Annotated in this window: 13 protein-coding genes and 1 tRNA gene; 4 read left to right on the forward strand and 10 right to left on the reverse strand. The window is 63.1% G+C overall.

The genetic code is table 11. The features are described 5' to 3' along the window. Positions 1-170 precede the first annotated feature (170 nt). The 3 genes from dxr to E2A64_RS13705 all read right to left on the reverse strand — a co-directional run bounded on the left by dxr (position 171) and on the right by E2A64_RS13705 (position 3,091). Entirely contained in the window at positions 171-1,337 is a 1,167-nt protein-coding gene (dxr, locus tag E2A64_RS13695; RefSeq protein ID WP_133285088.1) for a 1-deoxy-D-xylulose-5-phosphate reductoisomerase, read from the reverse strand. Continuing rightward, entirely contained in the window at positions 1,334-2,209 is an 876-nt protein-coding gene (locus tag E2A64_RS13700) for an NAD(P)-dependent oxidoreductase (RefSeq protein WP_133285498.1), read from the reverse strand. Before E2A64_RS13700 ends, dxr begins: the two co-directional genes overlap by 4 nt. Before the next feature lie 114 nt (positions 2,210-2,323). Continuing rightward, a complete protein-coding gene (locus E2A64_RS13705) occupies positions 2,324-3,091 on the reverse strand; it encodes a glycosyltransferase family 25 protein (protein WP_133285089.1) in 768 nt (255 codons plus the stop codon). 226 nt (positions 3,092-3,317) lie between these two features. Here E2A64_RS13705 and E2A64_RS13710 point away from each other — a divergent pair, with 226 nt between their 5' ends. After that, positions 3,318-4,646 (forward strand): Mur ligase family protein, encoded by a 1,329-nt coding sequence (locus tag E2A64_RS13710; protein WP_133285090.1) that lies wholly within the window; start codon positions 3,318-3,320, stop codon positions 4,644-4,646. 67 nt (positions 4,647-4,713) lie between these two features. Then, positions 4,714-5,367 carry a glycosyltransferase gene (locus E2A64_RS13715; RefSeq protein WP_133285091.1) on the forward strand — a complete coding sequence of 218 codons (654 nt, stop codon included), beginning with the start codon at positions 4,714-4,716 and terminating at the stop codon, positions 5,365-5,367. Positions 5,368-5,385: 18 nt separating this feature from the next. Here the strand turns inward: E2A64_RS13715 and E2A64_RS13720 are convergent. Next, a tRNA-Arg gene (locus E2A64_RS13720) sits at positions 5,386-5,461 on the reverse strand. An 81-nt stretch (positions 5,462-5,542) separates the two neighbouring features. Continuing rightward, the gene (locus E2A64_RS13725) at positions 5,543-6,709 is read right to left on the reverse strand and encodes a M20 aminoacylase family protein (protein ID WP_133285092.1); all 1,167 of its coding nucleotides are present in this window, start codon (positions 6,707-6,709) and stop codon (positions 5,543-5,545) included. Positions 6,710-6,938: 229 nt separating this feature from the next. Between E2A64_RS13725 and E2A64_RS13730 the strand changes: the two genes are divergently transcribed. Together E2A64_RS13730 and E2A64_RS13735 are read left to right on the forward strand one after the other, a co-directional pair. Next, positions 6,939-8,006 carry a D-alanyl-D-alanine carboxypeptidase family protein gene (locus E2A64_RS13730; RefSeq protein ID WP_133285499.1) on the forward strand — a complete coding sequence of 356 codons (1,068 nt, stop codon included), beginning with the start codon at positions 6,939-6,941 and terminating at the stop codon, positions 8,004-8,006. Between the two features lie 19 nt (positions 8,007-8,025). Continuing rightward, complete coding sequence (locus E2A64_RS13735; protein WP_133285500.1) at positions 8,026-9,126, forward strand: CobW family GTP-binding protein; 1,101 nt, start codon at positions 8,026-8,028, stop codon at positions 9,124-9,126. Here E2A64_RS13735 and E2A64_RS13740 read toward each other — a convergent pair. The 5 genes from E2A64_RS13740 to E2A64_RS17925 form a co-directional block, all read right to left on the reverse strand. Continuing rightward, positions 9,123-9,389: a sulfurtransferase TusA family protein gene (locus E2A64_RS13740; protein ID WP_280177545.1), complete on the reverse strand. Its 267-nt coding sequence runs from the start codon at positions 9,387-9,389 to the stop codon at positions 9,123-9,125. The two genes, E2A64_RS13735 and E2A64_RS13740, sit on opposite strands and share 4 nt — an antisense overlap. Positions 9,390-9,394: 5 nt before the next feature. Then, positions 9,395-10,645, reverse strand: coding sequence for a L,D-transpeptidase family protein (locus E2A64_RS13745; protein ID WP_244598297.1), 1,251 nt, complete (start codon positions 10,643-10,645; stop codon positions 9,395-9,397). A gap of 258 nt (positions 10,646-10,903) precedes the next feature. After that, on the reverse strand, positions 10,904-11,860 hold the full coding sequence (locus tag E2A64_RS13750; protein ID WP_133285093.1) for an acetyl-CoA carboxylase carboxyltransferase subunit alpha: 957 nt from the start codon (positions 11,858-11,860) through the stop codon (positions 10,904-10,906). A gap of 54 nt (positions 11,861-11,914) precedes the next feature. After that, positions 11,915-12,901 carry a site-specific tyrosine recombinase XerD gene (gene xerD / locus E2A64_RS13755; protein ID WP_133285503.1) on the reverse strand — a complete coding sequence of 329 codons (987 nt, stop codon included), beginning with the start codon at positions 12,899-12,901 and terminating at the stop codon, positions 11,915-11,917. Then, on the reverse strand, positions 12,901-13,053 hold the full coding sequence (locus E2A64_RS17925) for a hypothetical protein (protein WP_174235803.1): 153 nt from the start codon (positions 13,051-13,053) through the stop codon (positions 12,901-12,903). Before E2A64_RS17925 ends, xerD begins: the two co-directional genes overlap by 1 nt. Positions 13,054-13,210 lie beyond the last annotated feature (157 nt).

Consider the following 13,210-nt stretch of genomic DNA (forward strand, 5'->3'; position numbering starts at 1 on the left):
ACTTCACAGCGACGGCGACATCGCCAGGCTCACCCAGGCGCTCAACGACCTGTGGAGCCAGTGCGCACTGGCCCGCCAGGTAGCGTAAGCGACCGCCGACAGAGCGGTTGTCGCAGGGACCCGGCCGGACGGCCGCGGCGCAAGGGGGAACCGGAGGATGTCACTCCCTCTCAGGCGCGGCCGATCTTTTCCATTGCCCGCCGCCTGGCTTCCGTATCGGCGGCGAAGACGTCCTCGATCGTGGCCGGTTCCTGCAGCCCGGACATGTCGTCCATCACGGCTTCGACGATGTCGGCCATGTCGAGGAAGCCGATCCTTTCGGCGATGAAGGCTTCGAGGGCGATTTCCTTGGCGCTGTTGAGCACGCAGCCTTGCATGTGACCCTCTTCCATGGCCCGGCGGGCAAGGGCGAGGGCAGGAAACCGCTCCGTGTCGGGGGCGTGGAACTCGAGCTTCGCCAGCCTGGCGAAATCGAGCCGCTCGACCGGAAGCGAAATGCGGCGCGGATGACCGATAGCGTAGCCGATCGCGGTGCGCATGTCGGGCGCGCCGAGCTGGGCCAGCACCGAACCGTCGGTGTAGCCGACCATCGAGTGGATCACCGACTGCGGATGGACGATCACCTCGATCGTCCCGGGGGAGACGTCGAACAGGTACTGCGCCTCGATCATCTCGAGCGCCTTGTTGAACATCGAGGCGCTGTCTATCGAGATCTTCAGGCCCATCGACCAGTTGGGGTGGGCGGCAGCCGTCCTCGGTGTGACGCCTTTCATCTCGTTTCTGCTCATGGCGCGGAAGGGGCCGCCCGAAGCCGTCAGGATGATGCGCTCGACGGCATGGCGCTGGTTGTGTTCGAGCACCTGGAAGATCGCATTATGTTCGGAATCGACCGGCAGCAGCTTGCCGCCGCCCGACTTGACCGCATTGACGAAAAGCGCCCCCGCCGAGACGAGGCATTCCTTGTTGGCGAGCGCGATGTCGGTGCCGGTCCTCGCGGCGGCGAGAGTGGGCGCCAGACCGGCGATGCCGACGATCCCCGCCATGACGATATCGGCCGAGCGGGATGCCGCCTCGATGATCGCTTCGGGGCCTGAGCCGGTCTCGATGCCCGTGCCGGCAAGCGCGTCTTTCAGCTCCTGCCCGCGCGCCGGATCGGCGGTAGCCGCGAAACCCGCCCCGAAGCGCCTTGCCTGCGCGGCGAGCAGCGCGATATTTCCCATGCCGGTCATCGCCGGGATTTCGAAGGATTCGCGACCGCCAAGGTGATCGATGACGTCGAGCGTCGAACAACCGATCGAACCGGTCGATCCGAGGATGGAAATGCGGCGCGGTGTCATGCGGACCTTTCGTTGAGGTCGAGGAGCTCGAGAAAGAGCGCGGAATGGTCGAGATCGCCTTGGCCAAGCGGCCCGGCGAGACGCTTGTAGCGATCCCGCACGGCCTCGACCAGAGGCAGTTTCAGTCCCAGTGCCTCAGCCTCGTTCAAAACGTTGTCGAGGTCCTTCAACTGCACGGATGAACGGCCGCCGGGCGCGAAGTCCCGGTTCTCCATCCGCTCGCCGTGCTGTTGCAGGATGGTCGAATCGGCGAACCCGCCCTTGAGGGCCTGACGGAAGGCGGAGAGATCGCCGCCGCCTTCGCTCACGAGCAATGTGGCCTCCGCGACAGCGCCGATGGCGATGCCGACGATCGCCTGGTTGGCGAGTTTGGCAAGCTGGCCCGCGCCTGAGGGGCCTACGCGCACCGGGCGGCCCATGACGGCAAGAACCTCCCTGATTTCGTCGAACGCAGCTTCGTCACCGCCGGCCATGATGGCCAGTGTACCAGCCTCTGCCCCGCGCGTGCCGCCCGACACCGGGGCATCGACGTGGCGGCGTCCGCTTTCGGCCAGCCGTCCGGAATGGGCGCGCGCCTCCGCCGGGCGGATCGAGCTCATGTCGAGAATGATGGCGCCGGGTGCGGCCGCCTGCGCGACGCCGGTGTCGAAGAGGACCTCGTGCACGGCCGGGCCGGCGGTCAGCATGGTGATGACGAGATCAGCCCCCCTTGCCGCTTCGTCGGGGGCAGCGCAGACGGTCGCGGCGCAGGCCGCCAGCGGCTCGGCCTTCGCAGGGCTGCGGTTCCAGACGGAGATCCCGTATCCGGCTTCCGCCAGCCGCCGCGCCATCGGCCCACCCATCAGGCCGGTGCCCAGAAAGGCAATCTTCATTCCGTCCGCCACGTCATCCTCCCGGCTTGTCTGCCGGCACTCTATCAGACGGGAGAGGGAATGGCGTCAACCGGGCGAGAGGATGTGAAGGCCTGGTGAAGTCGATGCCTGACGTCAGGACTGCCGCATGCCGGCATGTCGGAGTACCCGGTTTCTCCAAAGTCTCGACTTAATGTTCAGCCGCAGCGTAAGGAGATTGCCCCACAGCGAGCGCAGGATATTCCGCTTTCTCTTCATCGCCTGCCGGTGTTCCTCGAGAATCGACCCGGAGAACAGATCCGCGCCATCCTCGACGACGTTCGGATAGACCGAGACGATCGAAATCCTGTGTTCGAACCAGCAGCGCAGCTCTTCATCCACCGGGATGAAGATGCTTTTCCGCCGCAGCAGGCGCCTGCAGCATTCGCGCGAGATGACATAGCCGACAAGGCCCGAGCCCGGGCGCTCACGCAAGACAAAGGTGACGCCGTTCCTCTCGTAATTGGCGATCGATTTGCGCGGTTGATAGTCGAACAGCTTGATCATGTCCCACCGGGCGCCTTCTTCGAAGGCGGTGCGAATGGTCTCACGCGCGGTAGCCGGATCACGGAAACGGAAATCGTCTTCAAGGATGAGGGCCGCCGGCAGGCCCGTGTCGAGGATCTTTTGCCAGATAAGACGGTGACCGAGATAGGTGGCCACTTCGCCGTTGCTCATGCTGCGCTTGGCGAGAAGCAGATTTTTCCAACGAGAGTAGAACGCTGAAACTTCGGGGCTCTTCCTGGTGAAACCGTCGACGAGACAATGCTGCAGATCCATGCCCGCAAGCTGGCCGATCGCGCTCTCCCGACGCGCATCAGGGCTTTCAGGCGAAGTCAGGATGAAGCAGGAAATCGGCGTCACACGAAGTCCGTCCCGATCTTTAATATTTCTATATTTAGATCTATTTATCAGTCGTCAGATATGCGAACAATATATGTAATTACTACGCATCAGTGTGAGATCTTAATTTAGTAATACGTGTATCTCGCTCGTTTATATTAGAAAATTCCAACGGGAAGATTGGTGCGTTTGGGAGTTGCTGTTGTGAGTGGGCAGTGCGCATGGGGTCTGGAATGATTGGGCGTCGATGAGTATTTTCGGCAAGCAGGGATATATTCGAAGCCTCACAAGACGCCGCCGTCGAAAGTTCGCCGAAATTGTCCGTCTGACGAAGAGTGTCTGGCTGGCGCGCATCAACAGGCTCGGGCTGGGTGCGACGATGGTTTCGGTAACCGGCAGTTCGTGCAAGACGACGACGTCTTCATTGCTGGCGCATATTCTTTCGGCGGAGCGGGAGGTGGCTCTGGGTGCCATCGGCAACTCGCTGCTCGATATTTCGCAGACGCTTCGCCGAATGTCGGGAGAGGAGGATTTCGCGGTCGTCGAGACCGCGGCGTTCGTACCAGGAGACATCGCCCGAAAGGCACGCCTTGTCCGCCCCCATGTTGCCATTGTCACGCTCGTGTCGCTCGAGCACTACGCCTCGTTCAGAACGCTTGACGCGATTGCCGAAGAAAAGGCCGATCTCGTTCGGCATCTCAAACCCGGTGGGCTCGCCGTTCTCAATGCGGATGATCCACGGGTCAGTGCGATGCGGGACATGACGAAGGCCCGTTGCGTCACCTTTGGCCGCAATGAAGGGGCCGACTACAGGGTTGTGGGCGTGGCGTATGACGTCCCAGGTTCACTGACGCTCGATGTCGAGTTTCCCGGCGGAAAACGGCGGCTGACATCGCTGCTCAACGGCTCTCATTTCTGGCTGCCGGTGGCGGCGGCCTTTGCCGCGGCGGTCGAACTCGGAATACGTCCCGAGACGGCCGCGAACCGCATTGCCGGGTTCGAACCTGTCTTCAACCGCATGTCGGTCATGCGTGGCGAGGGGAAGCCGACCTTTCTGCTGGATGCGGCCAAGGCGCCGCTCGCGAGCCTCGACCTTGCGATCGAGGCCATCCGGAGCGCCAGGTCCCCCTACAAGCGCATCATCATCGGCTTCATTTCCGACTTCTCGCACAGTTCCCGGCGTGCGTACGACTTCGCCTACAGGCTGGCCTCCGATGCCGCCGACGAAGTCATCTTCGTGGGTCCCAATGCCCACAGGGCGCGGGTGCCCGAGGAGCATGTCGCCGCAGGCCGGGTCTTTCGTTTCGACGATGCGAAGGCTGTGCTCGACCACATCAGAGCGACGGCAAGGCCGGAGGAAGTCATTCTCGTGAAAAGCTCGTCATCGATGCATCTCGAACGCATAGGACTTGCGCTTCACGACATGGTCGACTGCTGGGAACAGCATTGCGGCTACTCGATCGACTGCAAGTCATGCGGCATGTATCGATACCCCTTTCATGAACATGCCGCCTTGCGCCGCCGGAACATGCCGGCGCGCAAAACGGCTCGCATGGCGACGCATGTCCATGTCTAGTCCGGCCAAAGTACCCAGAAGGCTGGCGCATATCTGGATCGGTCCAAAGGAGGCTCCGCGCGACTGGATGCAGAGCTGGGTTATGAGGCACCCGCACTGGGACTATGTCTGTTACGGCAATGAAAGCCTGTCTGAGGACTGGGAAACAAAGCCGCAGATAGAGGAATACATGAAACGCGGCTGGTATGCCGGTGCGGCTGACCTGATGCGCTACGAGATCCTGTGGCGGCATGGCGGCTATATTGCCGGCTCGGACAGCCAGTGCCTGCTTCCCGTCGACGAACTCTTCGACGATGGCGGCGAGATCTATACCGTATACGAAAACGAGTTCATGCGCGGGCAGATGGTTGCGCCCATCGTCGCGTCGGTGCCCGGTCATCCGTTCCTGCGCCTCATCATCGACACGTTGAAAGCGGTCGATCCGCTTTATCTCGATCATCCCTGGCGGGAGACCGGAAACCTCTTCATCTCCGAACTCATCGAGGCGCATGAGCCGGATATCGTGATCTGGCCGTCCTGGACCCTGATCCCGGAACATTTCACCGGGCGGAAATACAAGGGCGACGGGAAGGTCTATGCCAGGCAGATGTTCGGTGAAACGCAAGGGCTCTACCGATCGGTCACGCTGAAGGCCAAACTCGAGAATTTCTTCCGCAGCCTCTATGCGTCCCGCGCCCGCAAACGCCTCAGGGCCGCGGGCAAGGCGCGGATCCGCCACTAGAGATGGGTGATGATGAAATGGTGATCCCGGCAGGATTCGAACCTGCGACACCAGGATTAGGAATCCTGTGCTCTATCCCCTGAGCTACGGGACCACGCGGAACACCTCATACAGGATGATTTTCCGGAAATCCATTTCCGGATGCGTGATTTTCGGTTGATGACGCGACGGCCGTTCAGGCTGCCAGCGCGCGCTCTGCGACATGGACCCAGTAGCTGATGCCATAGGGGATGACGTCGTCGTTGAAGTCATAGGCCGGGTGGTGGAGGCTCGCGCTGTCGCCGTTGCCGATGAAGATGAAGGCCCCGGGGCGGGCTTCGAGCATATAGGCGAAATCCTCGCCGCCCATCATCGGATCGACGGCGCGATCGACATTCTCCTCGCCCGAGGTGAAGGCCGCCGAATCGCCGGCTATCGTCGTCTCGAGCGGATGATTGACGGTGACCGGATAGCTGCGCTGGTAGTTCACGTCGGCAGTTGCGCCGAAGCTTGCGGCGATGCCGGCGGCGATGGCCTTGAGCCTGTTTTCGGCAAGGTCGCGCATGGCCGGCGTGAGAGTGCGCACAGTCCCCGCGAGCGTGATGGTCTCGGGGATGACGTTGTGGGCGAAGCCGCCATTGAACTTGGTGACCGAGCAGACGACGGAATCGAGCGGATTGCCGTTGCGCGAGGCAATCGTCTGGAGCGCGGTGACGATCGCGGAACCCGCGACGATCGGGTCGATGGCCAGATGCGGCATGGCGGCGTGGCCACCCCTGCCGGTCACGGTGATGGCGAATTCGTCGGTCGAGGCGGTGATCGGGCCGGGTTTGATGGCGAACTGGCCGACCGGAAGGCCTGGCAGGTTGTGCATGCCGAAGACGCGCTCAATGCCGAAACGGTCCATCATGCCGTCCTGCACCATGGCGAGGCCGCCGGCGCCACCTTCTTCCGCCGGCTGGAAAATGACGGCGACGGAGCCGGCGAATTTGCGGGTCGCTGCAAGATGCCGGGCCGCGCCCAACAGCATCGCCATGTGGCCGTCATGGCCGCAGGCGTGCATCTTGCCCGGTGTGCGGGACGCCCAGTTCGCACCGGTGATCTCGTTGATCGGCAGCGCGTCCATATCGGCGCGCAGGCCGACCGTGGGGCCGTTCGATCCTTCGCGGCCATGAATGATGCCGACGACGCCGGTACGGCCAAGACCGGTGACCACCTCGTCGCAACCGAACTCCTGAAGCTTGCCAGCGACGAAGCCTGCGGTTTCGTGCACGTCGTAGAGTATTTCGGGGCGCTCATGCAGAAAGCGACGCCAGCCGGCGACGTCACTCTTCATTTCGACACTCTCGGGCAACAATGCCATGAAAACACCCCATTGATGGTCGGATTACGCACCGAGACACGGCCTTTTTGGCGGTTTCGGCGGGTCGGCCAGTGGCAAAACGGCCTACACCCTGCCATATAGACCACCCAAGGCGTCTAGACGAGAGAAAAGGACGGTTCCGGGACGTCGCGGAGCCGGCCATTTCGAGATCAATCAGGGTTCTGTCGTGATCCGGACTATCCAGCCATTCAACCGTATTTTCCGCTCCATGGGACCTCTGGCGCTCGCGCTGTGCCTTTTGTCTCCCGCAGCCGCGAGGGCCATGCCGTCGATCGCCGTCGATGTGGCGAGCGGCCGGGTGATCGAGCATCACGAGGCGTTCCAGCGCTGGTATCCGGCCTCCCTGACCAAGTTGATGACGATTTACGTCACCTTCCGCGCGCTGCGCGCCGGCAAGCTGCAGCTCGATGACGATGTGGTGATGACGCCCGAAGCCGCCGCCGAGCCTGCCAGCAAGATGTATTTCAAGCCCGGCCAGCGTTTTCCGCTCGATTCCGCGCTGAAATATCTCATGGTGAAGTCGGCCAACGATATTGCCGTTGCCATCGCCCAGAAGGTGGGCGGAAGCCAGGAGCATTTCGTGGCCATGATGAATGCCGAGGCGCAGCGTATCGGCATGATATCGTCGCGCTTCATCAATCCCAACGGCCTGCCGGGCGAGGGGCAGTACACGAGCGCGCGCGACATGGCGCTTCTGGCGGTGACGCTCCGGCGCGAGTTCCCCGAATATGCGAGCTATTTCAGCCTCGAGGGTTTTTCGGTCGGAAGCCGGTCCTATGAGAATTTCAACGCGCTGATCGGCCGCTTTGCGGGCGCGGACGGCATGAAGACCGGTTACATCTGCGCGTCCGGCTACAATCAGGTCTCCTCGGCGACGGTGAACGGCCGCACGGTGGTCTCGGTCATCCTCGGGGCGCAGAGCCTTGTCGATCGGGCGGACGAATCCGCGCGGCTTCTCAACGAGGCGCTTCACACGCCGGCCGGTGGCGAGACGCTGCTGACGCTGCAGCCTTACGGAGCTGACCGCGACCAGGTGCGTGACGTCAGCGCCGAGATCTGCTCGACAGAAGCGCGCAAGGCGCGTCAGGGCGAGCGCGATCAGGACGGCAAGCTCGTCTTCCATTCGGCCTATATCAAGGAGCGGAGCCGCGAGCCGAACTATGTCCCGGCGCCCGTCGGCGAGCCGATCGGCAATGGTCCGGCGAGTGCCGCGGAAGCGGCGATCCTGCTCGGGACCAGCTATATCCCGCTGCCCAATTTCCGACCGGCCAGCTGACGTGACAGGTTCGCCAGACATGCCTCGCCGCATTCCCGTTCACGCCGTCACCGGTTTTCTCGGCGCCGGCAAGACGACGCTGATCAACCGCTTCATCTCGACGCCCTATCTCTCGGAAGCGGCCCTCATCATCAACGAATTCGGTGATGTCGGGATCGATCACCTGCTGGTCGAGCAATCGGGCGAGGGCGTGATCGAACTTTCCGACGGATGCCTGTGCTGCACCCTCAGAGGCGATCTCGTCGACACGCTCGCCGACCTGATGGACCGGCGGCAGACCGGCAGGATCCGTCCGTTCACGCGGGTCATCGTGGAAACGACAGGGCTCGCCGACCCCGGTCCGGTGATCCAGGCGGTGATCGGGCATCCGGTTCTGGCGCAGTGCTATCGTTTCGACGGTGTCATCACCGTCGTCGATGCGATCAATGGTCTGCCGACGCTCGACCGTCATGAGGAGGCGCGACGCCAGGTGGCGCTCGCCGACCGCCTGGTCGTCAGCAAGGGAAGTGCCGCTGCCTCTCAGCAGCGCGCCGAGCTGGCTGCCCGGCTTGCGGATCTCAATCCGCGCGTGGCGGTGATCGATGCCGACGATGCCGATCTGACGCCGGAAGCGGTCTTCGATTGCGGCGCCTGGGATGCCGAACGCAGGCAGATCGATGCGGCGGCCTGGCTGGGGCAACATCAGCACGATCATGACCACGATCACGACCACGATCATGACCATGCACGCCACCATCACCATGACGGCGTGCGCAGCGAGAGCCTCGAACTCGATGCAGCGGTCTCGCCGCAGGCGCTGATGATGTTTCTCGACCTGATGCGCTCCGCGCACGGGCCGAAACTCCTGCGCATGAAGGGGCTCATCAAGCTTTCGGACGATCCGTCACGACCCGTGGTGGTTCACGCGGTACAGTCGGTGGTTGCCGAGCCGGTGCGGCTCAAGTCCTGGCCGGGGGGAAGCGGTGAAAAGACGCGTCTCGTGGTGATTACCCGCGACATGCCGGAGGGGTTCGTCGCCGATCTCTTCGGCGCATTCGCCGATCAGCCGGCAGTCGGGCGGCCGGACAGCGCCGCACTTACCAAGAACCCGCTGGCGATCCCGGGCGGCTACAAGCCCTAGGCGCCGGACTGTCGGTCCGCGCTGGCGGTCCTGCCGCGGCGGATGGTGAACCTGTGCCCGCTGTGGTCCGCCGGCGCGGAGGCCACCAGTTCGTGGCCCTCGCTTTGGCAGAAATGCGGGATGTCGATCACGGCGAGCGGATCGGTGGTTTCCACCTCGATCACGGTGCCGGGGACGAGCTCGCGCAAATGACGCCGCGTGCGCATGACCGGCAGAGGACATTTCAGTCCGCGAAGATCGAGCGTGTCGGAGGGCGTGGACACCGGCCTTACCAGACCTTCCAGAACGGCTTGTTGTTGCCGGTGCCGGCTGGAGCGGCCTGGGTTTCCATCGGACTTGCCGTCGGGACCGGGGCCTGGGTCGCCACCTGTGCGTCCGTCGCGGGTGTCTGTGCCTGGACCTGTGCCTCGATCGGGGCCTGAACCGCTGCGGTTTCGGCCGGTTGTGTCTGGACGGTGGCGTCGGCTGCGGATTGAGCCGGAGCGGCCGGCACGGCGATGTCCTGGATGTTGCCGCGGGTCGCGCCGGGGGCGGAAAACAGGTTGCCGAGCGGCGAGGGCGAATTGGCGGCAGCCTCGGCGCGCGCCTGACGCTGGGCTTCCGCTTCAGCCTGGCGGGCCGCAGCCTCTTCGGCCTTGCGCTCCTGTTCGAGTTCGCGCGCTTCTTCCTTGCTCTCCTTGGCGACGGCCTTTCGGAAGGCCTCGTTCCATTTCGACTGGTAGGCGGAATAGGCGGTGGCGAGCGATGCCGGCGTTTCGGATGGCGGACAGGCGGAGTTGGCGCTGAATTTCGCCGAGGGGTCTTCCGGCACCTGGTTGAAGACGTATTCGCGATTGCAGACCTCGACGACCGGCGGGCGACGGGTCAATTCGAACTGGTCGTAGCCGATCTTGAGCATCTTCCAGAATTCGAAATGCTCGCTGTTGCGGTGCTTGGCCATGTTTTCCGGCGTCATGCGGAACGGATAGGCGGCAACCGTGAAATAGTCCTGTCCGCCGCGGAAGGCTTCGCGCGCAAAGCCGTAGATTTCGAGAACCTGCTCATCGGTCATCGAATAGCAGCCGGCAGACGAGCAGGCGCCGTGGACCATCAGGTTCGAGCCGGTGCGCCCGTGCGAGCGGTCATAGCTGTTGGGATAGCCCATGTTGAAGGAGAGGTAATAGCTCGACTTCGGGTTCATCTGTGCGGGGTAGATCCGGTAATAGCCCTCGGGCGCCTGGCGGTCGCCTTCTTCGAATTTCGGGCCGATCTTGCCGGACCATTTGCAGATCTCGTATTCGGTGACCTTGTCGAAGCGGCCATTGCCCTTCTGCTTCCAGACCTCGAGCACGCCTTCTTCCTTGAAGATGCGCATCATGATGGGCGCGCGCACCGACATGTCGGCGGCCTTCATCTTGTTGACGAGCTTGGCCGGGAGCGGATGCTCGACCTTGTCGGAGACGGAATCGAGCGCATCCTGACACCCGGTAAGGGCTGTCAGCATAAGCATGGCAAATGTCAGCGATCGCAGTCGGCTCATGATGTCCCCAAGCGTGCGCCGCTGCTTTCCCGGGCGAGGCGGCGCCATCGGCATTCGGTTTATGGGACGTGCAGGCATCCGATTCATCGGGTCCCGTACGCCTCGATCCGTCAGCCGGTGATATGGCGGGTATGGTTGACGAACCCTTACTTCAAGGCTGTCAGACCCACCGGGGGGATAACAAGGGTGTGATTATGGCGCTTGTGCGGCAAATACCGGGCTTTTCGGCCCGGTAGACGTGTTTTCCGCGCGATGCCGCTAGCTGAGCGAGCGGCCGATCTTGAGGAATTTCTCGCGGCGATCCTTGCGCAATGCGTCCGGACCGAGGGCGGAGAGGTCTTCAAGCGCCTTCGAGATGGTCTCGCCGGTACGCGTGATCACCGCATCGGGGTCGCGATGGGCGCCGCCGATCGGCTCGTTGATGATGCCGTCGATGATGCCGAACTGGATCAGGTCCTGCGCGGTGATCTTCATCTGGGTGGCCGCATCGCGGGCCCGCGCGGAATCGCGCCACAGAATCGAGGCAGCGCCTTCCGGCGAGATCACCGAATAGATGGAGTGTTCGAGCATGTAGACGCGGTTGCCGGTGGCAATCGCGATCGCGCCGCCCGAGCCGCCTTCCCCGATCACGACGGAGATCAGCGGCACCTTGAGGTTGAGGCAGGTCTCGGTCGAACGCGCGATGGCTTCGGCCTGGCCGCGTTCCTCGGCGCCCACGCCCGGATAGGCGCCGGCGGTATCGACCAGCGTGATCACGGGCAGGCCGAAACGGTCGGCCATTTCCATGATGCGGATCGCCTTGCGGTAGCCTTCGGGACGGGCGGAGCCGAAATTGTGCTTGATGCGCGACTTGGTGTCGTGGCCCTTCTCCTGGCCGATCACGGCGACGGGCGCACCCTGGAAACGGGCAAAGCCGGCCTGGATCGCGGCATCCTCGGAGAACTTGCGGTCGCCGGCAAGCGGCGTGAACTCGGTAAAGAGCGCCGAGGCATAGTTGGAAAAATGAGGACGTGCCGGGTGACGGGCGACCTGCGTCTTCTGCCACGGGTTCAGACGCGAATAGATGTCGGTCATCGCGTCACGGGCACGGTTTTCCAGGCGCGAGATCTCCTCGCTCGTGTCGACGCTCTCATCTTCGCCAGCAAGTGTTCTCAACTCGTGGATCTTGGTTTCAAGATCAGAGATGGGCTTTTCGAAATCGAGATAATTCTGCATCAGCTCCGGCCAGTCACGAAAACTCGTTACACGTTCAATCCTGGAAATATGGCACTATTTCCCGCGCGCAAGCGTAGGATTTCGCGCTTCATCGCGGTTTATGGCACTTTTTGCAAGGGGGTGGTGCTCCGTGACCAGCTGACGGAGCCTTTCATCCAGCACATGCGTATAGATTTGCGTTGTGGAAATGTCGGCATGTCCGAGCAGTTCCTGCACCGCGCGCAGGTCGGCGCCATTGGCCAGAAGGTGGCTTGCAAAGGCGTGCCGCAGCACGTGCGGCGAGACGAGACGGCTGGGAATTCCGGCCCGTGCGGCAAGGCTCTTGAGATCGCGGGCAAAAACCTGGCGCGAGAGATGGCCGCTATCGGAGGAGGCGGGGAACAGCCACTCGGGCTCCTCGTCGCCATCCAGACGTGCCGAGTTGCGCGCCTCGATCCATTCTGCCAGCGCCGCCCTGGCCGGTCCTGAAAGCGGCACCATGCGCTCCTTGTTGCCCTTGCCGCGCACGATGAGGAAACGTCCGCCATCGGCAAGCACGCGTTCCGGCAGGCCGACGAGTTCGCTCACACGCATGCCCGTCGCATAGAGAAGTTCAAGAAGCGCGCGAAAGCGGATCTTCTGGCGCTTTTCGAAATCGGTCCCTGCTTGCGCGATGTCGCTCTCCGCCTGCTCGAGGAGCCGGGAGACCTCCTCTACGCTCAGCACCTTGGGCAGCGGGCGCGCCTTGCGTGGGGAATCGATGACGCCGGTCGGATCGTCGCCGCGCATGCCCTCGGTATGGAGAAAGCGATAGAACTGCCTGAGCGCAGACAATCTTCGCGACTGCGACGACGCGGCAAAGCCTCGGTCCGCGAGATCCTCTATCAGCGCGCGGATATCATCGCTGTCGGCGGAGAGCAGCGTCGTCTTGCGTGTCGCGAGAAAACCGGCGGCGTCTTCGAGATCGCGACGATAGGCATCGAGCGTGTTGAGAGCCGCGCCCCGTTCGGCGCTGAGCATTTCGAGAAAGGCTTCCGCCTGTGCGAGCCCCGCGCTTCGCATCACTGGCTGGTCTGGTTGACGCGCTCGGCCGGAATGCGGATGGTCACGTCCCGCTCCACCGGCTTGACGGTCATGACGAGGGCGAACATCGCCCCGTAGACGAGACCGACGATGACGGCGCAGAAAACCAGAAAGCGGAAAAGAGTGGGCATGAACGGCCTGACGACGACGTTTCGGGTTGATGCTGTTATGCTTGAGCAATCGGCGGAGCGCAAGGCGAGCGGCAGCCCGTCAGCTTGACGGCGGCTCCCCATTCCCCGATAGGAAGGCACGTTCCGGCAAAAGCGGCTGGAACGGCAAGGGGAAACG

Origin of the sequence: Pseudohoeflea suaedae, from assembly GCF_004354915.1 — a bacterium.
In the GTDB taxonomy this organism is placed as follows: Bacteria; Pseudomonadota; Alphaproteobacteria; order Rhizobiales; family Rhizobiaceae; genus Pseudohoeflea; species Pseudohoeflea suaedae.

What these genes read in the sequence shown, in the direction of transcription:
- dxr (WP_133285088.1), bottom strand. Translation starts at nt 1,337, where the DNA reads ATGACACCGCGCCGCATTTCCATCCTCGGATCGACCGGTTCGATCGGT.
- E2A64_RS13700 (WP_133285498.1), bottom strand. Translation starts at nt 2,209, where the DNA reads ATGAAGATTGCCTTTCTGGGCACCGGCCTGATGGGTGGGCCGATGGCG.
- E2A64_RS13710 (WP_133285090.1), top strand. Translation starts at nt 3,318, where the DNA reads ATGAGTATTTTCGGCAAGCAGGGATATATTCGAAGCCTCACAAGACGC.
- E2A64_RS13715 (WP_133285091.1), top strand. Translation starts at nt 4,714, where the DNA reads ATGCAGAGCTGGGTTATGAGGCACCCGCACTGGGACTATGTCTGTTAC.
- E2A64_RS13725 (WP_133285092.1), bottom strand. Translation starts at nt 6,709, where the DNA reads ATGGCATTGTTGCCCGAGAGTGTCGAAATGAAGAGTGACGTCGCCGGC.
- E2A64_RS13730 (WP_133285499.1), top strand. Translation starts at nt 6,939, where the DNA reads ATGGGACCTCTGGCGCTCGCGCTGTGCCTTTTGTCTCCCGCAGCCGCG.
- E2A64_RS13735 (WP_133285500.1), top strand. Translation starts at nt 8,026, where the DNA reads ATGCCTCGCCGCATTCCCGTTCACGCCGTCACCGGTTTTCTCGGCGCC.
- E2A64_RS13745 (WP_244598297.1), bottom strand. Translation starts at nt 10,645, where the DNA reads ATGAGCCGACTGCGATCGCTGACATTTGCCATGCTTATGCTGACAGCC.
- E2A64_RS13750 (WP_133285093.1), bottom strand. Translation starts at nt 11,860, where the DNA reads ATGCAGAATTATCTCGATTTCGAAAAGCCCATCTCTGATCTTGAAACC.
- xerD (WP_133285503.1), bottom strand. Translation starts at nt 12,901, where the DNA reads ATGCGAAGCGCGGGGCTCGCACAGGCGGAAGCCTTTCTCGAAATGCTC.
- E2A64_RS17925 (WP_174235803.1), bottom strand. Translation starts at nt 13,053, where the DNA reads ATGCCCACTCTTTTCCGCTTTCTGGTTTTCTGCGCCGTCATCGTCGGT.